The following is a 20,095-nucleotide window of genomic DNA, read 5'->3' on the forward strand; positions in this document are numbered from 1 at the left end:
GCCGCGGGCGCTCCTTCGGGTCGGTGTCGCCGAACCGTCCCGGCGACGGGTTGCTGCCGTGGCACGCAAGGTACAGCAGCGCACCGCTGGTGCGGTGCACCGGCCCCGGATGCCGCGTCCCGTGTGGACGATCGCGCGCGTGGCGCCGAAGCCCCTCCGGCTGCCGCGGGCATCAGGTCGGCGGGTGCAGCCCCGCTCGGAGATGGGCGAACAGCTCGTCGAGGTAGTCGCGCACACCGCGTTCGGAGTTGGTCTGACCGTGGCACTGCACCGCCGTGCGCAGCGCCGTCATCGCCACGCTGCCGGTGAGGTTCACGTAGGGATCCGTCCGGTCGCGTTCGAGTCGTCGTGCCAGCCCGTCGACGACGGTCGCTTCGAGCGTGCGGGAGGAGTTGATCACCCGGGGGAGCAGTTCGGGGTGTTCGCGCAGCACGCGCGTCTGGTCGCGCCAGGTCGGTCCGGCCATCGCGCTGTCCACGGCTTCGCTCAGCACGGTGTGCAGCACGGTCAGCGGTTCCTGTTCGGCGGGTTCGGCGGGGATGCGGTCGGCGACGTAGGCGAGGATGTCGTGGTCCCACGGGACGAGGACCTCCTCCTTGGCCGCGAAGTAGTTGAAGAAGGTCCGCGGGGAGACGTCGGCTCGCGCGCAGATGTCCTCGACCGTGACCGACTCGGGGCCGTGCTCGCGGAACAGGCCGATCGCGGCCTGCTGGAGGGCTTCCCGGGTGGCGCGCTTCTTGCGTTCCCGCAGCCCCCGGGCGATGTTCCTGCGGGGTGTGACATGGCCGTCCCTCCGGCTGCTCGGGCGGTGCTGCGTGCTACGTGTCGACCGTTGTGCCGGGATGATAGAGCCCGCCCCCGAGAGGTGCGGACCCGGACCCGTGCGTTCCTGCATTTTTGCATGGACTGCAGAAATCAGTTAGCATGACTAAGCGAGAGGCATGGGGGTAGTCGACGTGCGCCCACCATCGGTGGGGACGCGTTCCGGGAGTGCGGCATCCCGGGAGTGCGGCATTGCTGCCGCCCCGACACATGTCCGCCCCGCCTCACTTCGGGAGAAGCACATGCGCGGTCCGCGGGGCAGCGTCGCTCGGACCGGCTGGTCGTTGCACGCAGATCCGTCCCACAGATCAGGAGGCTCGTTGGCTGCGGAAGAGTCGCGGCAGTGGGTCCGCACAGCGCGAACTCTGACCTCATCACTGTGGTTCCCGGTGTTCTTCATCCTCGGGTTCCTGGTGTTCTACCTGCTGCCGTTCCACGCCCCGTCGCCGCACAACATGCCGGTGGCGGTCGTCGGTGACCAGGCGGCGGCCCAGCTGGAGGTGCAGCTGGACCAGAAGATGCCCGACGGCGTGGACGTCAGCGCGGTTCCCTCCGAGCAGGAGGCCCGGCAGGCGGTGCAGGACCGGGACGTGGTCGCGGCCTACGACCCGGCCGACGGGGAGCTGTTCTACGGCAAGGCCAACGGCCAGGCGCTGATGCAGTTCACCCAGAAGATTTTCAGCCCCGTGGCACAAGCGACCGGACAGCAGTTGCAGCTCACCGATCTCGCTCCGACAGCAGCGGGCGACGTGATGGGCACGGGCCTGTTCTACTGCCTGATGGCGCTGAACATCCCGCCGTACATCACCGTGATGATGCTGCTGCGAGCCGAAGTCGGCACCCGCCAGAAACTCCTGTCCATCGTCGGCGTCGGTGTCTTCGCCTCCGTGGCCGCCTACATCTTCGCGCTCAGCACCAACGTCATCCCGAACCAACCGCTGACGTTCATCCCGGTCGCGTTCATGCTCACGCAGGCCATCGGCTGGACGGCCTTCGGCCTCGTGCCCCTGGTCAAGCAGTTCATCCCCGCGGTGGCCATCGGCCTGTTCGTGCTGCTGAGCATCCCGTCCTCCAGCGGTGCGATCCCGAAGGAACTCGTGCCGGAGTTCTTCCAGGTCCTGCACGACTTCCTGCCGTTGGGGCAGGCGGTGGACGCGATGCGGGGCGTCTTCTACTTCGGCGGCTCCGGCGCGACCTCCGCGATCTGGGGTCTCGCCGCGTGGTGCGCCCTCGGTGTCGCGCTCGTGTCCGGCACCCAGTGGTGGCAGCACCGCAAGAAGGCCGCTGACCCCGAGGCCGTGGACACCGGCGGGACCTACGAGCATGAGGAGGAGTCCGCTGACGCGGCCGCCGATCCGTCGGTGGCGCCTCCGCGTCCCGCGCACCACCGCACGCTGGCCGGCACGGTCCGCGACACCGCGGCGACAGCGGTCTCCGGCGCCGTCATCACCATCACCGACGGCAGCGGGGCGCAGCTCGCCCGCGTCACCAGCGATGCCGACGGCTCCTACGAAGTGCACGACCTGCCGGAACAGCACGTCACCGTCGTGGTCGCCGCCCAAGGCATGCGGCCGCTGGCCGACCGGATCGCCGTTCGCCCCGGACGCACCACCGGCTACGACTTCGCGCTGCAGCCGGCGGCGAAGGCGGCCGCCCGGATCCAGTAGCGAACGTTCCGCGGTGTGCTTCGAGCCGCGGCGGGAAGAGCCCTCCGCTACGTGCGCGAGCACGTGCGGGAAGGTCCGTCACGCGGCGTGCCGCTGTCCGTCCCGGCAGCGGCGCGCCGCACACGTGCGGGCCGCCGCTGGTCGACCGCCGCAGAGGTCCACTGCTCGCCGGAGCCCGTGGCGCGCTGCGGAACTCCAGCCGAACCGGGGCCTCAGTCCTGGGTGAGGTGCTGGAAAAAGGTCACCAGCGCGGACCCGATGGTGCGGACCAGGTTCAACAGGGCTTCCCAGCCGCTGCGCACCACCCCTGCGGCGTTGACCGGGTCCCGCACCACGAGGAAGCCGACGACGAGCACGGCGAGGACGACGATCACCACAACACCCTTGCGGTCCACCAGATCAACCCTCCGAGTCAGCGGCGATCGGGCCGAGATGCGCGTGCGAGCCTACCCGGCCGCAGCGCAGTCGCGGAGGCGACCGGCGGGTACGGCGCGTCCGAGCGCGGCACCCGGGGCCTTCCGCCCCGGCCCCTGCGGCGTGCGTTCCTCCCACGGCCGCGGAGGATGTGCGAGGCTTGCCGTGTCACGGCCGCGTGCGCGGACCACCACACGCTTTCGCACCGGAGGACGACGAACATGAGCAGCACCTCGTGGCAGCACATCCGGGTCGAGCACGGCGAGCCCGCGATCCGCATCACCATGGATCGGCCGCAGCGCCGCAACTCGCTGACCGCCGATCACCTCACCGAACTGCGCACCGCGTTCCGGCAGGCGGGCGAGACCAAGGCCGCGGGCATCGTGCTCGCCGGGGCGGGGCCGGTGTTCAGCTCCGGACACGACTTCGCGGACCTGGCCGAACGGGACCACCAGGACACCCGCGAGATGCTGCGTTCCTGCACCGAGCTGATGCGCACCATCCAGTCCGTTCCGCAGGTCGTGGTGGCCCGCGTGCACGGGTTGGCGATGGCCGCCGGCTGCCAGCTCGTCGCCTCCTGCGACCTGGCCGTCGCCGGCGCATCCGCGGGGTTCGCGCTGCCCGGTGGCAAGGGCGGCTGGTTCTGCCACACCCCGGCCGTGCCCGTGGCGCGCAACATCGGCCGCAAACGCCTGATGGAGATGGCCCTGACCGGCGACACGATCGACGCCGCCACCGCCGCCGACTGGGGACTGGTCAACCGCGTCGTCGGCGATGACGAACTCGACGGCGCGGTCGACGACCTGCTCGCCCGCGCCACCTGCGGGAGCCGGCGCAGCACCGCGCTCGGCAAGCAGGTGCTCCACGCCCAGCTCGACCGCCCCGAGGACGACGCCTACGCGATCGCGCTGGAGGCCATGGCCGCCTCGTCGCAGACCCCGGAGGGGCGCGAATCCATGCAGGCGTTCGTGGACAAGCGCCCGCCGGAGTTCCCGGAGTAGACCGGCCTCCGCTCCTGAACGGTGCCGCCCGAAGGCACGTTTGGCACCTCCGCAGCAGCGGGAACCTCCAGAACGGCCGCTGCGGGCGCGCCCGTCGCACCCGCAGCAACCCGACTGCGCAAGGAGGACCCGTGGCATCGACACTGAACGGAAAGCACGTGGCGTTCCTCGTCGCCAGCGAAGGCGTCGAGCAGGTGGAGCTGACCACGCCGTGGAACGCGGTGCGCGAGGCCGGGGCCAGCACGGAACTGCTGTCCACCAGCTCCGGCACGGTGCAGGCGTTCAACCACCTGGACAAGGCCGACCTGTTCTCCGTGGACACCGTGGTCTCCGAGGCGGACCCGAGCCGGTACGACGGGCTCGTGCTCCCCGGCGGCGTGGCCAACCCGGACGCGCTGCGGCGCGACGGTTCCGCCGTGTCGTTCGTGCGCACCATGTTCGAACGGGGCGCGCCGATCGCGGCGATCTGCCACGCCCCGTGGATGCTCGTCGAGGCCGATGTCGTGCGCGGCCGCGAGGTGACCTCGTACCCCAGTTTGGCCACCGATCTGCGCAACGCCGGGGCCACCTGGGTGGACCGCGAAGTGGTCACCGACCGCGGGCTGGTCACCAGCCGCACGCCCGACGACCTGTCCGCCTTCGACGCGAAGGTGGTCGAGGAGATCGGCGAAGGCGTGCACACCCAGCGGGAGGTCGGTCAGGCCGCGTCCGGTTGACGACTGCGCTCGGCTGCGGTGCCCACCGGCGCCGCAGTCGGAATGCGCGTCGGGCGCGGCGCGCCTGCTGGTTTCGAATTCCGACATGGCGCGAAAGTACGCTGTGTCGCGAACTTGACCGACTCAGAACCCACGTGCGAGCTTGATCCTCCATTTTCGTGCGTGGGACCTGAGAGCGAGCAACTGGCGATGGTGTACGCGAGTCGGGACATGTTCGAGATCGACGAACCGGTGGCTCCCGCGGTCTTCGGCGCCGAGCAGGAAGACGAGGAGGTCGTCGAGGAGATCGCCGCGCAGGAACCTGCGACCGATGAGCAGGACGTGAATCCGTCCGAATAGCGACCCCGCCGCAGCTGAGGCGAAGACCGGTGGGCGCGGGCGCCGCGTGCGCGGTTCACCCGTTCGCTGTCGGTGCCCGCGGCAGAGGTTGTGGGCATGTGCGCATGATCGCGATTCGAATCACATGTCGCCGTGCGTCCGGCACGATAACCGGATGATCTTGGTCGTGCTGCCGACAACGCTGTCGTCGTGCGTGCGCCGTTCCGGTGCTCTTCCCCGGGGAGGCTGGACGTTCGACCGGGCGTCACGCGCGCCGGGAGGGACCGAACACCCCCGGTGGGACGCGCCTGTCGGGATCGACGCGTCGCCGTTGCCGGGCGGGCGCTGTCGGTCGCCCGTCGCCGACGAATGCCCGGGAGGAGGGGCGCACGCGCCGATCCCGCTGCAGGGAGACGAGGGCAGGATCTGCGCCAAGTGCGGGCAGACCTGCTGAAGCTCTCCGCCGACAGCGCGCCCGCCGCTCGCAGCGCGTTCCGAGCGGCACCGACCTCCCCGTCGGCGCCGTCCACGCAGTGCTCCCCGTGCTCGCGGCGTGCGCGGCGGGAACGGGTCATGTCAGGTGCGCAGCACCATGGGCACGTGCGTGGCGCTGAGCAGGGCGCGATCGTCCATCGTCCGCGGGCGGTAGCGCAGCTCGGTCAGCCGCTGCCGCATGCGCGCCACCGGGTCGGCGATGACGTCGTCGCGGCCGAGCATGATGGCGCCCCACGGCTGTTCGTCGGCGCGGAAGTACACCCGGGTACCGAAGACCTCGCCGAAACGCCGCCACGGACGCACCAAGCTCGCCGCGGAGTCCGCTGTGGGCAGACTCAGGTAGGGGCGGCTGACGTGCGTGCTGAGCACGCCGTTCGGCGCCAGCAACCGCTGGCACTCGCGCAGGAAATCCGCCTCGTAGAGCGCGTTGTGCGGCAGGTCGAACTCCTCCTGCTCCTCCGGGAGGTCGAGCACGATCACGTCGTAGCGCGCCTCGGGCGGCGCGGCGCGCACGAAGTCCGCCCCGTCCTGGTAGTGCAGGCGGATGGCGCCGTCGCCGGACTCGGCCGCGCGCACGTCCTCGAGCGTGAACCCGTACGGCAGGTGTTCAGCGCAGATGCGCACGCAGTCCGGGTCGATGTCGACGTGGTCGACCTGCGCACCGGCTTCGGCGGCGATCTGCGGGACGGTGCCCTCGCTGCAGCCGATCACCAGCACCCGGTCGAGGCGCTCGGCCAGCAGCATCGCCGGCACGAGCTCGGCCTCGTGGAAGGCGAGTTGGCCGATCTCGGCGCTTTGCGGATTGTCGTCGCAGAAGAGGGTGACGCCCAGCAGAGTTCGGGCGATGAGCACCTGCTGGTAGGGGGTGGATCCCTCGTAGAGCACCTCGTGCAACCGCCAGAGGTCGCGCACGTCGTCGCGGACGGGTTCCGTAAGCCAACGTGTCTTCAACTGCACCACCAGCCGGTCACCGATGTCGTCATCTGTCACCACGCACCGTACCGTCCGGTCGGTGTCTGCTGGGTCACAGGGCCTGCCGGTGCACTGTCCGCTGCGGACAGTGCACCGCGGCCGTTGTTCAGGAGAAGTGCTTCGCCACGTAATCGTTGATCGTCTCGCGCATGTACACCGAGGACTCGCGGGCGCGCTCCTCCCAGGCGAACACGCATGCCACCAGCGTCCCGTCGAAGCCGGTGCGGGACAGCGAACCGAAGAACTCGTCCCAGTCCACTTCGCCTTGGCCGATGTCCAGGTGCTGGTGGATGCGGGCGGTCGACCACGGCGGGTTGACGATGTAGCGCTTGCCGGAGGAGGCGGTGTGGTCGAACGTGTCCGCGATGTGCGCGTGCGTCAGCAGCGGCCCCGCGTGCTCGATGATGCCCGGAGCGTCGTTGCCCATGTGGAACGTGTGCGGCGTGCAGTACAGGAATTCCACATTGGGCGAGTTGATTCCGCGGATGAGGTCGACCGCGGCGCGGCCGTCCTCGATGAAGTCGTCCGGGTGCGGTTCGAGGCGCAGCGTGATGCCCTCGTGTTCGAACCGGGGCAGGAGTTCTTCCACGGACCGCCAGAAGCAGGCCTCGCTGCGAGCCGGCTCGTCGGGGCGCCCGTTCAGCTCGGAGACCATCACGTCGACGCCGAGCTGGCTGGTGATGTCGATGGCGCGTTTCCAGTAGCGCACCGCGGCTTCGCGGGAGTCCTCGTCCGGCCCGGACCACCGGTACAGCGGCAGCACGGAGCTGATACCGACGCCGGCCGCGTCGAGCTCGCGGCGGAAGGCGCGCAGCGTGGCGTCGTCGATGCGCGCGTGCTCGAAGAACGGCAGGACGTCGTCGCGCGGCGACAGCTCGATCCACTCGTAGCCGAGTTCGGCTGCGAGCCGCGGCAGTTCGAGCAGCGGGGTGAAGCGGAACATGTGCGGGTCGAGGGCGATCTTCACGGTGGGCCTCGCATCGATGGTGCCGGGGTGGGGGCGGGATGTGGCGCCCGCCCGGTGCAGGGGTGGGGTGGTGCGGTCACGCCGCGTAGAGCTTGGGCTTTTCGCCGAGGGACACGGGTACGCGTTCGCCGGTGGTCTGCGCGCGGACTCCGGCGGCGCAGGCGGACGCGGCGGCGTAGCCGTCCCAGGTGTTGGCGGCGTCCTCCACGACCTCGTCGTCGCGCGCGGCTTCGACCCAGCGCTGGACCTCCAGGTCGAAGGCCGGTCCGAACCGTTCGGGGAAACCTGCCGGCACCGCGCCGCCCCAGCCGTGGCTGCTGTGCCGGACGAGGCCGGATTCCGCGCCGATGCGTGCGGTGCCGTCCTCGCAGACGGCTTCGCAGCGGACCTGGTAGCCGAAACCGCAGTTGACGAAGATCTCGACGGTGGCCAGCGCACCGTCGCTGGTTTCGAAGGTGACCAGTTGCGGATCGGTCAGGCCGCGCGCGGCGCGGGTGCTGCGGCCGGGGGCGCGGACGGAGACCGCGTTGATCTCGGAGTCGAGCAGCCAGCGGACGGTGTCGACTTCGTGCACCACCGAGTCGTGGATCATCATCTCGTCGGTGAATTCGGGCGGTGCGGCCTGGTTGCGGTGAGTGCAGTGCAGCAGCAGGGCCGCGCCGAGCTCCTCCTCGCGGAGCACCCGTTTGAGGTGGGCGTACTCGGTGTCGAACCGGCGCATGAAGCCGAGTTGGATCAGCTGCCGGCCGGTGTCGGTTTCGGCGGCAACGATTCGCCGGGCTGACTCCGCGTCCGGAGCGAGAGGCTTTTCGCAGAGCACGGGGGTGCGGTGCTCGAGCGCGGCGAGCAGCAGGGGTTCGTGCGTGTGCCCGGGCGAGGCGATGACCACGGCGTCGACCTCGGAGGAGGCGATCACTTCTCCGGGGTCGGTGCTGACACGCGCGCCGGTGTCGGCGGCGGCCGCGCGGGCCCGGTCGGCATCGGGATCGCCGACCACGGCGAGTCGGGCACCGCTGATGCGTTCGTGGATGCGCCGTGCGTGGTCGGCACCCATCCGGCCGGCTCCGATGAGTCCGATGCGCACGTCGTGCTTGCTCATGCCTACCTCCCTGGGACGGCCCCGGGCGTGCCTCCGATCGCCCGGGCGCGGCCAGTGTTTCCGGGGCATGAGGTGCATGTCAATATTTGGTCCTGACATAAGGACCTTTATGTTGAAGGCGTGAAGCCGACTGGAAGTCGGGGTCCGGCAGCGGCTGATCAGCTCAACATCCGCGCCAGGAACCACCCGATGCGGCTGACCCTGCGCACCCGCGGCCGGTCGGCCACACCGTGCACTTCCCACTGCTGCCCGCACTCGGGACAGCGCCACAGCCCCATGTGCGAGGTGTCCACCTCGCACGGATGCCCTCGGCGTCCGCGTCTCATCGCACCCTCAAGGTCGGCTCCCTGGTCCGATCCCACCACAGCCGCGGACCACCGGGGGCGGACATCACTCGAAGTGGCTGCCGCTCTCGCCCGGACGGTGGTGCGGAGCACGGCACGACCGGGACTTTTTTCCGTGTGCGCCACCAGCCGCCCGGCCTATTGTCGCCACCGGATGCAGTCGCGCCACGACGGAAGGTGATCGATCGTGCAGTTCCGGAACTCCGCCGCACCGCGACCGCGCGGGGGAGCTGACCGCGCCCCCTCGCCCCCCACGGTCGCCGACCTGCTCGAGGAGATGGAGCGACGCTGGCGGGAGCTCGCCACCCTGCGCGGAAGCCCCGACATGTACGGCAGCGAAAGCCTCGACGGTCAGCTCTCCGAACTCGAACTGTGGCTGCTGCGCCTGCGGCAGGCCCGTGGAGCGCCGCCGGCGCGCTCCGAACGCGCCGACTGACCCCTACCGGCACCTCCTCGCCCGGGTGGCCGTGGCACGCTCCGGCATATCCACTACACTGTTCGAGATACCGGACGCCGTGAGGGGAGTGGGAACGCCGTGGCCCGGTCCGTGCCCGCCGTGGAGCGCGCATTCGACGTGCTCGAACTCTTCCTCGACGAGGCCGAACTCAGCGCACCCGAGATCACCCAACGCCTCGGACTGCCCCGCACCACGGTGCACGAGCTCGTCGGCACGCTCACCGCCCGCGGCTACCTCGCCCCCACCACCCGGGACAGCAACCGGTTCGGCCTCGGCGTGCGCGGCTTCCAACTCGGCTCGTCCTACCTCGAACGGCTCGACCTGGCCCGCGTCGGCCAACGCGCCGCCGAGGAGACCGCGGCCCGGTGCCACGAAACCGTGCACGTCGGCGTGCGCGACGGCGCCGAGGTGCTCTACATCGCCAAGGTCGACAGCAGCCACCCCGTCCGCATGGTTTCCGCAGTCGGTCGGCGGCTGCCTGCGCACTGCACCGCCCTCGGCAAGACCCTCCTCGCCGCGCTGCCCGCCGCGGACGTCGACGCGCTCTACGGCGACGAGCCGCTGACCACCATGACCGCCCGCAGCATCGCCGACCACGACTCCCTGCACCGGGAACTCACCGCCGTCGCCGAGGAAGGCGTGGCCCGCGAGTACTGCGAATCCAACGACGCCGTCGCCTGCGTGGCCGCCCCGGTCCGCGACCACCAGGGCACCGTCGTCGCGGCGCTGAGCATTTCAGCGCCGATCCTGCGGTGGAACGACGACACCGCGGCCACCTTCGTCGAACTCGCCCGCAGCGGGGCGACCGGACTGTCCGAACAGCTCGGCTACCGAGCAGGTTGATCCGCGTTCTCGGGCTTGCCGTGCCCGCGCACGATGACCACCGGAACCTTCGCGTGCTGCGCGCAGCGCTGGCTGACCGACCCCAGCAGCGCGCCGTAAAAACTGCCGTGCCCCCGGCTGCCGACGACGAGCAGCTCCACGTCGGCCGCCTGCGAGGCGTCCAGCAGCACCTGCGCCGCGTGGCCGTGGTGGACTTCCCGGTCGATCGCCACACGCGTGCCCTCGTGCTCGATCTCGTCGACGGATTCGTTCATGCTCGTGCGCGCCGCCTCCTCGAAATCGTCCGGCGGCATCGGACCGCCTTCCCAGCTGTAGAAGGCGGGGAACTCCCACGCCGCCACGGCGCGCAGACGCGCCCCCGTCCACTCGCCCTGCTGCACCGCCCACTGCAGGGCCGCCTTCGCCGAGGGCGAACCGTCCACCCCGACCACGATCGTGCCCGGACCGCCAGCAGCTGCCATCAAGCCTCCTCGCTCCGCGTTCCTCGTGCGGCGGTGTTCGCCTGCCGCGCCCGCCGGATGAGTGCATCGGACAACTCCCGCAGCTGCGCACGGGCCCCCGCGTCGTAGGCCTGGTCGAGCGCGCGGGCCCGCCGCTCACCGTGGAAGTACGCCCCCGTGGTGTCGGCCAGCTCCGGATCGCAGGCCAGGCGCCGCACCGCCCGCACCCCTTCGGACACGTCGCTGACCGGGCTGATCTCGGCCGCGCGCACCATGGGCGTGTTCATGTAGGTGGCCGGGTGCACCGCGTTGACCAGCACCCCGTCCGGTCGCAACTGCTCGGCCAGGTCGAAGGTGCTCATGATCTGGGCCAGTTTGCTCTGGGCGTAGGCGCGCGACCCCGTGTAACCGGACGTCAGCAGCGGATCGTCGAAGTCGATCGGGCTCTGACCAGCCGAGGCCACGTTGATGATCCGCGCCGGTGCGGAGGAGGCGAGCAACGGCCGCAGCAGCTGCGTGAGGTGGTATCCGGCGAGGTGGTTGACGGCGAACCGCAGTTCGATCCCGTCGGCGCTCTCGACCCGCCCCTCACCGGAGGGGCCGACCCCGGCGTTGTGGATGAGCACGTCCAGCCGCGAGCACTTCTCCCGGACGGATTCGGCGAGCAGCTCCACCGCGTGCAGCCGCGCCAGATCGGCCCCCACCGCGTCCACGGCGTCGTTGCCCGTCGTTCGCGCGAGCTCGGCGCGCACCGCATCCGCCCGCTCGTGATCCCGGCCGTGCAGCACCAGCCGGGCACCGCTGCGGGCGAGGTCTTCGGCCAGCGCGCGGCCCAGGCCGCGGGTCGTACCGGTCAGCAGGACGGTGGGCGGTGCGGAAGAGGACACGCTCACTCCCTCACGTCTCGCGCGGTGGACCGGCACGGCGGTCGCCCTCAGGTGCTTCCGGCTGCGGGCAGCGGCCCCCAGTGTGCGAAGTGTTGCACCGCGTTGTCATCCGCGCCGGGCGGGCGTGTCCGAAGGCGGCCCGCCGGCTGTGCACACCGCCCGCTGTGCACACCGCCGGAGCGTCGAGCTCCTACCACAGGTCAAGGTCGTGGCGTATCGCCCTGCCGCGGGACCTCGTCCGCCTCGGGCAGGTCACCGGTGTGCGAGGCCTCCCGCTCGTCCGCCAGCGCCTGCGCGGCGGCCCCAGCGCACGTGCCGAGGTCCTCGGCGGCGGCAGCAGCCTGGTCCAGGGCCACCTGGCTGTCCGAAGGCTCGGTGCGGCCGACCGGGCGGCACCGCTGCGAAAGCCGGTCGAGCTGCCGCGACAGACTCCGCCCGGTGCCGATGATGCTGTGCAGCGCCTCGCGCGCCTGCTCCAGCTCCGCAGCCGAGAGCTCCCCGGCGCCGCGGCTTTCCAAGCGGTTGTTCGCCTGCGCGAGCGCATCCGCGTGGGCGTGCAGTTCGTGCCAGTCCGAAGTGCTTCCCGTCATCGTCGGATTCCCCACGCGTCGCTCGTCGCACAACTCCTGCCATCTCGGCGTATACCCCGCTCAGCCGCCACTACACATCCGCGGGTTCAGGCGCACGCCGTCGACGTCGACCGCGACGTGGTGGGAAACCTCGGTGCCCGCCACGGTCACGACACCCGCCGCGGTCACGACACCCGCCGCGCCCGGCCTCCCCGGCGCCCCGCGTCCGCGGCGGCAACGGCCTGCTCCAGGTCGTAGCGGCTCATCTTCGAGCGCCCCCGGATGTCCAGTTGCCGGGCACGTTCGGCGAGGTCGGACTTGCGCATGCTCGACAGGTCGGGGCGGTGCGCCCCACCGGTCGAACCGCGGGAAGGACCCCCGCCCGAGGAATGGGACTTCGACCGGCTGCGCGGACCGTTCCGCGGGCCCGGAACCGACCGCGAACCGCCGCGGGACTCGACGTTGTGCTGCTGCGTCTCGTCGACACTGCGCCGCAGCACTTCCGTCAGGTCGGCGACCTCCGTGGGCTCCGGTGGGCTCGCGGCCGGCGCCGGCGTGGCGCCCCGGGCCTTCTCCGCCAGCAGCTGCTCGACACGTTCGGTGTAGGTGTCGGTGTAGCGCTCCGGTTCCCACGCACCCTGCATCGAGTCGATGATCTCCCCGGCCATGCGCATCTCGCTGCGGCTGGGAGCCGCCTCCTCCGCATCCCCGATGAGACCGCTCGGGTCACGCACCTCCGCGGCGAAGTGCAACGTGTCCAGTGCCAGCACCGAATCGTCCGCGCGCAACGCGGTCAGGTACTCCCTGCCGCGCAGCACCACCGTGGCGATGCCGGCCTGGTCCGCCTCCCGCAGCGCACGCCGCAGCAGCACGTACGGTCGCGAGTACTCGTCGCCGTGCGGTGCCAACCAGTAGGTCTTCTGGAAGTAGACCGGGTCGATCTCCGACGTCGACACGAAACGCTCGATGTCGATCGTGCGGGACTGCCCGGGTGCGATCTCGTCCAACTCGGACTGTTCGACGGTCACCACCACACCGCCGACCTCGCGCCCCCGCACGACGTCGCCGTAGTCCACTTCCTCGCCGGTGCGTTCGTTCACGCGTTTGAACCGCACGCGGTCGGTGGTGCCGCGCACGTACTGGTGAAACTGATTGCTGCGGTCCTCGGTCGCGCTGTACAAGTCGACCGGGATGGTGACCAACCCGAAGTTGATCGAACCAGTCCAGACCTTGCGCGGCGGCATGGCTCCCTCCCCTCGCCGCGACCAGTTCTCACCTCCACAATGCGCGCAGCACCGGCGAGATCGCAGTACCCGAAAGGGGACATGGCCGATTACGCGGAGCGGACCAGATGGGTGCCGTTCGGCAGCGCCCGCGTCCACCCCCGGCGACTCAGGTGCTCCAACAGCGGCACCACCACCCGCCGCGAGGTGTCCAGCGCCTGCCGCGCCTGGCTCGGGGTGAACGGCTGCTCCAGATCGGTCAGCAGGGCAGTGGCGTGCTCCGCGGCCCGCGGCCCCAGCACCACGCCCGGTGCGAGCCGCACCAGCAGTCCTTCCCGCGCGGCCGCGGCCAGTTCGGCCTCGCCGGCACCGAGCTCGACGAGCTCACCGCTGGTGGGGGAGCGGAACGGCCGCTCGGCCAGCAGCTCGCACACCCGCTCGGCCACCTCGCGCGCCGCCTGCGGCACCTCGTCGCGCGTGCGCAGCCGCCCGCGGGCGAACACGACACCCGCTTCGCGGGCCAGTTCGACGACCAGATCCCGGTCGGGCAGGTCCAGTGCCTGGCGCACCGCCTCCGGTGCGAGCCCACCGCTGAACGGATGGCGCCGTTCGTGCTCGGCCACGTGCTCGGCCAGGCGCTCGACCGCCTTCGCGCGGTGCTGCGGATCCACCAGCCACGGACCGGCGGTTTCCTCGCGCAGCTCGGGCGGCAACGCTACACCCATGGCGCGCAGGTCGGCCGTGCGCACGACCCGGCGGCGGCGCAGCTCCGCCCACGCATCGGGAGTGCCGTCCGCGGCTTCCAAGGTGCGCGCCCGCTGCCGCGCGGCACCTCGCCGTCGCAGCGCCGGCGGGGACACGTCCAACACGCACGCGCTGCCCGCGATCCGGTGCCGGCCCGGATCGCGCAGCACAACGCGGTCGCCGATCACCAGCGGCAACGGTTCGCGCAGCTGCAACCGCGCCGTGTCCGCCCCCAGCGGCCGCACCCGAGCCGACAGTGCGGCCGCGCCCGCGTGCGCCACCAGTTCCCGCGGCAATTCCGCGGCCGGCGTGCCCGCGATGCGCACGTCGACGGTGTCGGTGGACCACCACCGGCCGGATGCGACCAGCGCGTGCCCGCGGCGGACCTCGTGGTGTTCGGCGCCGCGCAGGTTCACCGCCACGCGCGCCGCCGCAGCCACCTGCACGCGGTCCTCGCCGAGCGCCTGCAACCCGCGGACGGTGACCGCGCGCTGCACCGGGTGCAACAGCAGGCGGTCGCCCTGCCGCACGCTCCCCGTCGGCAGAGTGCCGGTCACCACGGTGCCCGCGCCGCGCACGGTGAACGAGCGGTCCACCCAGATCCGCGTGGCCGCCTCCGGTTCCGGGCGGGGCAGCCGGTGTGCCAGCGCGTCCAGCTCCGCGCGCAGTTCGGCGAAACCTTCTCCGGTGGCGCCGCTGACCGCGCACACCGGCAGGTCGGCCATTCCGGTTCCGGCGAGTTGCTCACGTGCGCGCCGGGCCACCGGCGCAGCATCGGCCAGGTCGCAGCGGGTGATCGCCACGATCCCGTGCTGCACGCCCAGCGCGTGCAGCGCGTCCCGGTGCTCGCTGGACTGCGCTTGCCACCCCTGGTCGGCGGCGAGCACGAACAGCACCGCCGTCACCGGTCCCACGCCCGCGAGCATGTTGCCGACGAACCGCTCGTGCCCGGGAACGTCGACGAACGCGACCGTGCAGCCGTCGTCGAAGCGCCTCCAGGCGAACCCCAGGTCGAGCGTGAGGCCCCGACGGTGCTCCTCGGCCCAGCGGTCCGGGTCGGTCCCGGTCAACCGGCGCACCAGCGTGGACTTGCCGTGGTCCACGTGTCCGGCGGTGGCCACCACGTGCATGCCCTCCCCCTATTCGTACGCGAGCACGGCCCGGCACAGCAGCTCGTCCTCGTTCTCGGGTACCGCGAACAGATCCAGCACGCAACGGCCTCGCTCCACGTGCCCCAGCACCGGCGGATCCGCTCCGCGCAGCGCCTTGCCGTAGCGCTCCGGCAGCGTCACCGACGCGCTCGGCAACGCCACGCCGGGCGCCCCGCCACCGCCGACGGTGGCCTCGGAGGACTCCGCGGCGGCGGGCACGCCGGCGGCCGACAGCGCCTCGGCCAACCGGTGCGCACGGCGGTGCAGCCGCTGCTGGTCCTGGTGCAGCATCCCGGTGACCGGGGTTTCCGGGCCGGTGATCGTGGCTTCCAACGCGGCCAGCGTCGTCTTGTCCACGCGCAGCGCCCGCGCCAGCGGGTGCGCGCGCAAGCGGCGGATCAGCTCGGCGTCACCGAGCAGCAGACCCGCCTGCGGGCCGCCGAGGAGCTTGTCACCGCTGGCGAGGACGAGGTCAGCGCCCTGACGCAGCACGCTGCGCGCATCAGGCTCGTCGCCGAGCACCGGATCCGGACGCAGCAGGCCCGAACCGATGTCGGCGACCACCGGTGCGCCGATCCCGCGCAGCGCGTCCGGCGAGACCGCGGACGTGAACCCGTGCAGGACGAAATTCGACGGGTGCACCTTGAGCACGAATCCCGTCCGCGGGCCCACCGCGGCCCGGTAGTCCGCGAGGTGCACCCGGTTGGTCGTGCCGACCTCGCGCAACCGGGCGCCGGTCGACTCGAGCAGTTCGGGGATGCGAAAACCATCGCCGATCTCGACCATTTCACCGCGTGCCAACACGATCTCGCCGGATCCGGCCAGTGCGGTCGCGGCCAGCGCGAGCGCTGCCGCGCCGTTGTTGACCACGTGCGCGTCCTCGGCCTCCGGGACCGCTTCGCGCAGCGCCGCGCGCACGGTGGCGGCGCGGCCACCGCGCTGGCCCGTGTGCACGTCGAGTTCGACATCGCAGGTCGCGGCGGCTTCGCCCATCGCCTGCACCGCCGCCTCCGACAGCGGGGCGCGGCCGAGGTTGGTGTGCAGCACGACGCCGGTGGCGTTGACGACGTGGCGCAGCTGCGTGGCCGTGCGCGGCAGGGCGGCGTGCACCGCGTCGAGCACTTCGTCGGGACCGATCTCGCCGTCGCGGGCGCGTTGCTGCACGCGCTGCACCACGCTCTTGACCAGTGGCTGGCCCAGCCGGGCGATCGGCGCGGCCAATTCCGGGGAGTGCAGCAGCCAGCCCGTTCCGGGGATCCGTCGGCGTTCGTCCGCCATGCCCAGCACTATAGGTCGGACGGGTGGGCGCTGCGGGAGGCCGACACGCCTCGCCGCGTCGGTGGCGTCTGCTCCTGGCGGGCATCGGGCATGGCACGGTCGTGTGGATCTCGCCGAGCGCGGTCGAAAGCCAGTTCGACATCGGGCATGCTCGGGTCATGCCGTTGGACCGCGAAGCGAACGCAAGCGCGGTTGCGCGGCAGGCGCGACGTGAGCGCCGCGAGCGCGAAGAACAGCAACGTTCGCTGGAACGCGCTGAACAGGTCGAGCAGCGACTGCTGCGCGGTGCCAAGCGTTTCCGCAACCCGGACGACGAGTTGATCGCGGTCGACCTGGCACTGCGCGCGATGAAGGAACTCCTGCGCGGCGGAGGGGACGCGAACGCGCTGGACCCGCTCGAGGTGGCCGCGCTGCGGTGGGCCGGAGTGGACCCCGCAAAGCACAGTACGTGGTTCCTGCACGGAGGTGGGTGCTGTGACCGTGCGAAGTGACCGCGCAGCGCAGAATCCTCTGGGGCGGTGCCCCGTTGGTCCCTGCGGTGGAATTCGCAGCGGAGGTTCCTCCCATTTGCGCGGTACGGCGGTACGGTCGGCCACCACCGCACGGAGGAGGCAGCATGGCTTCGGATCCGGATCCCGCTCAAGAGAGCGCTTCCGCCGAGAGCACGGCGCCACTGCGCATGCTGCGCATGGTGCAGGGCTTCGAGCTGTCCCAAGCGCTGTACGCGGTGGCGAAACTCGACCTGGCCACGGAACTCGTGGCCGGCCCGCGCACGGTGGAGGATCTCGCGCAACGGACCGGAACTCACCCGGACGCGGTGTTCCGGCTGCTGCGCACGCTCACCGGGTTCGGAGTGTTCCACCAGCCGAACCCGGGCACGTTCGCCATCACCGAACTGGGGCGGTGCTTGGCCGCGGACGAGCCGCAGTCGATCCGGAACATGACGCTGATGCTGGTGGAAACGCACTACCCGGCGTTCGCCCACCTGGAGGAAACCATCCGCACCGGGACGCCGGCGGCCACGGTGCACTACGGTCAGCCGTTCATGGACTGGCTCGCCGAAGTGCCCGAGCGTGCCGACGTGTTCAGCGCGGCGATGGCCGACCTGACCGCTGTGCTCAAGGAAGCCACGCTCGACGGCTATCCGCTGCCGCCCGGCGACCCGGTGGTCGATGTCGGCGGGGCCGACGGTTCCGTGCTCGCACGCCTCCTGCAGGACCACCCCGGCCGTTCCGGCGTCGTGTTCGACATGCCCGGCGTGGTGCAGGCAGCGGAGCAGCGCTTCGGTGGTTCGGATCTGCAGCGGCGCGTGCGCGTCGTCAGCGGGGACTTCTTCACCTCCGTGCCGGCCGGTGCGGTGTACCTGCTGTCGACGGTCCTGCACGACTGGGACGACGAAGCAGCCACCGCGCTCCTGCGCCGCATCGCCGAATCCGCCGAAGCCGGTGCCCGCCTGGTCGTCGTCGAAACCGTCATGCCCGACGGCGACGAGCAGCACTACAGCAACTACTCCGACCTCACGATGCTGGCCATGATCACCGGACGCGAGCGCACCCGCTCCGAGTTCGAAGCGCTGTTCAACAGCGCCGGTTTCCGCTTCGACCGCATCGCGCCGGCGCGCAGCGCCGGCACGTACTCGGTGCTGGAGGCGACGTTGCGCTGAGCCGCGCGGCCCGTCTGCGGCTCAGCTGCGCGTGTGCGCGTTGCTGCCGCGCGGATCTCTACTACTCTGCCCCGTGGAGGCGTCCGGGTCCTGGTGGGCCCCGCGGTCTTCAAAACCGACGTGGCCGAGAAGCTCGGTCAGGCGGGTTCGATTCCCGTCCGCCTCCGCTGGCGCAGTACCGCTCGGGCACCGGCCGGCGATGCCGTCTCCTGCGATGTTGCCGCGGTAGCGGAGTCGTCGGCCGGTGCGGGGCACGGGCACGGCCCGCTACGCGCGGTGGTGCGAAAACTGTCGTGCGACCACCGGGTGGTGTTCGGCGTGCTCGTCGAAGGCCTGCGGTCGCGAGCCCACCTCATTCCGCGGGGACTTCCGCGGTGCGGAGGAACTCGAGGTGGGCTTCGTACTGGTCGAGCACGTCGTCGATGAGCTGGTCCTGGGTGTAATCCATGACGTCGTAACCCTGGCCACCGTCGGCCAGGTGCACTTCGAGGCGGTAGTAGACGTCGCTCGCGTGGGGCGCGCGCCTGCCGTAGACCGGCATCGGCACGCGGTGCGGTCGCAGCTGGTAGCGGAACGGGTGTTGCTCGCCGGAGTCGGCGACCAGCTCGGCGCAGGAGTTGCCCGCATCGTCGTTCTCCCGCCTCGATTCGGCGCGCACCCCCCGGTGGCGCATCTCTTCGGCCACGTTGTCGAGCGCGGGCTGGGCGGTCTCGGTGAGAAAGCTGGTCGCAGCGGATCTGTCCGGGAAGGACAGTGCGCGGAGCAGGCGGTGGCGCCAGGACCGCTTGGTGCTCCCGTCCGCTCCCGGCGCGCTGCGCCCGTCCAGCACCGCGGGCAGGCTGAGCCTGTGGCGTTGGGCGTCGGCGCGGGCGCCTTCCACTTGGAGGGCTCGGTGCAGTCCGATCACCATCAGGATCAGCACGAACGCGAACGGCAGCGCCATGATGATCGTGGCGTTCTGCAGCGCGTCGATACCGCCGACGAGCAGCATCGCCATCGTGAGCAGCCCGGTCGTGATCGCCCAGAAGATGCGCACCCCGCTGGAGGCGTCGTCCTCCGGCGACTTCAGTCGCGACGTGAGGTTGGCCATCACCAGTGCGCCCGAGTCGGCCGAGGTGACGTAGAACAGCAACCCGACGAAGGTGGCGATCCCGGCGATCGCCGCGGTTGCCGGGTACTCCGCGAGCAGCCCGTAGAAGCCCTGCTCGGGTTGGTTCATCGCGACCCGCCCGAAGTCGTCTCCGCCGGCGCGCACGATGTCCAAGGCGGCGTTGCCGAAGATCGAGACCCACATGCGGAGACCGTCGCGATGAGCACCGCGAGCGCCACCAAGCCGAGTTGCGAAGCCGTGCCCTGGGCAAGGCCGAAGAGGAAGTTCAAGCCGTAGCTGAGCAGCACGACACCGATCCCGAGCGACGCGGCGAGGCCGAAGATCGTGCCGAGCACGGCCGCCAGGTCCACTCCGTGGCCGAGCCCTCCGTGGATCCGCTTGCCGAAGATGGGGTGCAGCGTAGAGCGGATCGCCAGCGGCAGTCCGCGCCGATAGGCGAAGAACCCCAGCGCTACGCCCATCAGGGCGTACATCCCCCAACCGCTGATGCCGTAGTGGAACAGCGTCCAGACGGTGGCTTCCCGCGCGGCCTCCACCGTTCCGCCCGGCCCGCGGGGCGGTGCGAGGTACTGCGTGACCGGCTCGTAGACCGCGAAGAACATCATGTCGGTACCGATCCCGGCCGCGAACAGCATCGCCGCCCAGGCGAACGTGCTGAACTCCGGGCGCGAATCTTCCGGCCCCAATCTCGTCCTGCCGTGCCGGGACATCCCGAGGAAGACCACGAAAACCAGAATGCTCGTGGTGAGCAGGATGTAGAACCACCCGAACCACGACTGACGGTTGCATCAAATCCGCACGGCTCGTAATGCACAAGTGGTAGCGCCGAAACAGCGCCGAGTTCGAAGGCTCGGGTGTTGGCGACGATCATGTGGTGGGAAACGTGCTCGCCGCGCGGTTGCGGACGTGCGAAG

Annotated in this window: 20 protein-coding genes, 1 tRNA gene and 1 pseudogene; 9 read left to right on the top strand and 13 right to left on the bottom strand. The window is 71.0% G+C overall.

What is annotated here, in order from left to right; translation table 11 throughout:
• Positions 1-172: 172 nt before the first annotated feature.
• Positions 173-895 carry a TetR/AcrR family transcriptional regulator gene (locus ACVGV2_RS08485; protein WP_459165498.1) on the bottom strand — a complete coding sequence of 241 codons (723 nt, stop codon included), beginning with the start codon at positions 893-895 and terminating at the stop codon, positions 173-175.
• A gap of 247 nt (positions 896-1,142) precedes the next feature.
• Between ACVGV2_RS08485 and ACVGV2_RS08490 the strand changes: the two genes are divergently transcribed.
• Positions 1,143-2,489 (top strand): carboxypeptidase regulatory-like domain-containing protein, encoded by a 1,347-nt coding sequence (locus tag ACVGV2_RS08490; protein ID WP_459165499.1) that lies wholly within the window; start codon positions 1,143-1,145, stop codon positions 2,487-2,489.
• Between the two features lie 212 nt (positions 2,490-2,701).
• Here the strand turns inward: ACVGV2_RS08490 and ACVGV2_RS08495 are convergent, their stop codons facing one another.
• Positions 2,702-2,884: a hypothetical protein gene (locus tag ACVGV2_RS08495; protein WP_459165500.1), complete on the bottom strand. Its 183-nt coding sequence runs from the start codon at positions 2,882-2,884 to the stop codon at positions 2,702-2,704.
• 240 nt (positions 2,885-3,124) lie between these two features.
• On the opposite strand from ACVGV2_RS08495, the gene ACVGV2_RS08500 reads away from it, so the two are divergent.
• From ACVGV2_RS08500 to ACVGV2_RS08510, 3 genes are all read left to right on the top strand, one after another.
• On the top strand, positions 3,125-3,904 hold the full coding sequence (locus tag ACVGV2_RS08500; protein ID WP_459165501.1) for an enoyl-CoA hydratase-related protein: 780 nt from the start codon (positions 3,125-3,127) through the stop codon (positions 3,902-3,904).
• A 131-nt stretch (positions 3,905-4,035) separates the two neighbouring features.
• Positions 4,036-4,620: a type 1 glutamine amidotransferase domain-containing protein gene (locus tag ACVGV2_RS08505; protein WP_459165502.1), complete on the top strand. Its 585-nt coding sequence runs from the start codon at positions 4,036-4,038 to the stop codon at positions 4,618-4,620.
• A gap of 162 nt (positions 4,621-4,782) precedes the next feature.
• Positions 4,783-4,959, top strand: coding sequence for a hypothetical protein (locus tag ACVGV2_RS08510; protein WP_459165503.1), 177 nt, complete (start codon positions 4,783-4,785; stop codon positions 4,957-4,959).
• Positions 4,960-5,514: 555 nt separating this feature from the next.
• On the opposite strand, the gene ACVGV2_RS08515 is transcribed toward ACVGV2_RS08510, so the two are convergent.
• The 4 genes from ACVGV2_RS08515 to ACVGV2_RS08530 form a co-directional block, all read right to left on the bottom strand.
• Complete coding sequence (locus tag ACVGV2_RS08515) at positions 5,515-6,426, bottom strand: spermidine synthase (RefSeq protein ID WP_459165504.1); 912 nt, start codon at positions 6,424-6,426, stop codon at positions 5,515-5,517.
• Positions 6,427-6,511: 85 nt separating this feature from the next.
• Positions 6,512-7,372: a sugar phosphate isomerase/epimerase family protein gene (locus ACVGV2_RS08520; protein ID WP_459165505.1), complete on the bottom strand. Its 861-nt coding sequence runs from the start codon at positions 7,370-7,372 to the stop codon at positions 6,512-6,514.
• Positions 7,373-7,448: 76 nt separating this feature from the next.
• Complete coding sequence (locus tag ACVGV2_RS08525; RefSeq protein ID WP_459165506.1) at positions 7,449-8,471, bottom strand: Gfo/Idh/MocA family protein; 1,023 nt, start codon at positions 8,469-8,471, stop codon at positions 7,449-7,451.
• A gap of 158 nt (positions 8,472-8,629) precedes the next feature.
• Positions 8,630-8,764 carry a hypothetical protein gene (locus tag ACVGV2_RS08530; RefSeq protein WP_459165507.1) on the bottom strand — a complete coding sequence of 45 codons (135 nt, stop codon included), beginning with the start codon at positions 8,762-8,764 and terminating at the stop codon, positions 8,630-8,632.
• A gap of 238 nt (positions 8,765-9,002) precedes the next feature.
• Between ACVGV2_RS08530 and ACVGV2_RS08535 the strand changes: the two genes are divergently transcribed.
• Entirely contained in the window at positions 9,003-9,251 is a 249-nt protein-coding gene (locus ACVGV2_RS08535) for a hypothetical protein (RefSeq protein ID WP_459165508.1), read from the top strand.
• A 99-nt stretch (positions 9,252-9,350) separates the two neighbouring features.
• A complete protein-coding gene (locus ACVGV2_RS08540; RefSeq protein ID WP_459165509.1) occupies positions 9,351-10,115 on the top strand; it encodes an IclR family transcriptional regulator in 765 nt (254 codons plus the stop codon).
• On the opposite strand, the gene ACVGV2_RS08545 is transcribed toward ACVGV2_RS08540, so the two are convergent.
• The 6 genes from ACVGV2_RS08545 to selA form a co-directional block, all read right to left on the bottom strand.
• Positions 10,100-10,576, bottom strand: coding sequence for a universal stress protein (locus ACVGV2_RS08545; RefSeq protein ID WP_459165510.1), 477 nt, complete (start codon positions 10,574-10,576; stop codon positions 10,100-10,102). The two genes, ACVGV2_RS08540 and ACVGV2_RS08545, sit on opposite strands and share 16 nt — an antisense overlap.
• Positions 10,576-11,442 carry an SDR family NAD(P)-dependent oxidoreductase gene (locus tag ACVGV2_RS08550; protein WP_459165511.1) on the bottom strand — a complete coding sequence of 289 codons (867 nt, stop codon included), beginning with the start codon at positions 11,440-11,442 and terminating at the stop codon, positions 10,576-10,578. Before ACVGV2_RS08550 ends, ACVGV2_RS08545 begins: the two co-directional genes overlap by 1 nt.
• A gap of 200 nt (positions 11,443-11,642) precedes the next feature.
• Positions 11,643-12,032, bottom strand: coding sequence for a hypothetical protein (locus ACVGV2_RS08555; RefSeq protein ID WP_459165512.1), 390 nt, complete (start codon positions 12,030-12,032; stop codon positions 11,643-11,645).
• 164 nt (positions 12,033-12,196) lie between these two features.
• Positions 12,197-13,255, bottom strand: coding sequence for a non-homologous end joining protein Ku (ku, locus tag ACVGV2_RS08560; RefSeq protein ID WP_459165513.1), 1,059 nt, complete (start codon positions 13,253-13,255; stop codon positions 12,197-12,199).
• A gap of 89 nt (positions 13,256-13,344) precedes the next feature.
• Positions 13,345-15,108: a selenocysteine-specific translation elongation factor gene (gene selB, locus ACVGV2_RS08565; protein ID WP_459165514.1), complete on the bottom strand. Its 1,764-nt coding sequence runs from the start codon at positions 15,106-15,108 to the stop codon at positions 13,345-13,347.
• Positions 15,109-15,117: 9 nt separating this feature from the next.
• Positions 15,118-16,407, bottom strand: a complete 1,290-nt coding sequence (selA, locus tag ACVGV2_RS08570) for an L-seryl-tRNA(Sec) selenium transferase (RefSeq protein ID WP_459165515.1) — start codon at positions 16,405-16,407, stop codon at positions 15,118-15,120.
• A gap of 158 nt (positions 16,408-16,565) precedes the next feature.
• Here selA and ACVGV2_RS08575 point away from each other — a divergent pair, with 158 nt between their 5' ends.
• The 3 genes from ACVGV2_RS08575 to ACVGV2_RS08585 all read left to right on the top strand — a co-directional run bounded on the left by ACVGV2_RS08575 (position 16,566) and on the right by ACVGV2_RS08585 (position 18,238).
• Positions 16,566-16,898: a hypothetical protein gene (locus ACVGV2_RS08575; protein WP_459165516.1), complete on the top strand. Its 333-nt coding sequence runs from the start codon at positions 16,566-16,568 to the stop codon at positions 16,896-16,898.
• Positions 16,899-17,023: 125 nt separating this feature from the next.
• On the top strand, positions 17,024-18,070 hold the full coding sequence (locus ACVGV2_RS08580; protein WP_459165517.1) for a methyltransferase: 1,047 nt from the start codon (positions 17,024-17,026) through the stop codon (positions 18,068-18,070).
• A gap of 75 nt (positions 18,071-18,145) precedes the next feature.
• Positions 18,146-18,238 (top strand) — tRNA-Sec (locus tag ACVGV2_RS08585).
• A 184-nt stretch (positions 18,239-18,422) separates the two neighbouring features.
• On the opposite strand, the pseudogene ACVGV2_RS08590 reads toward ACVGV2_RS08585, so the two are convergent.
• Positions 18,423-19,951, bottom strand: a pseudogene (locus ACVGV2_RS08590) (BCCT family transporter); the annotation flags it as partial.
• Between the last annotated feature and the right edge of the window lie 144 nt (positions 19,952-20,095).

The sequence above is a fragment of the Bounagaea algeriensis genome, assembly GCF_054491375.1.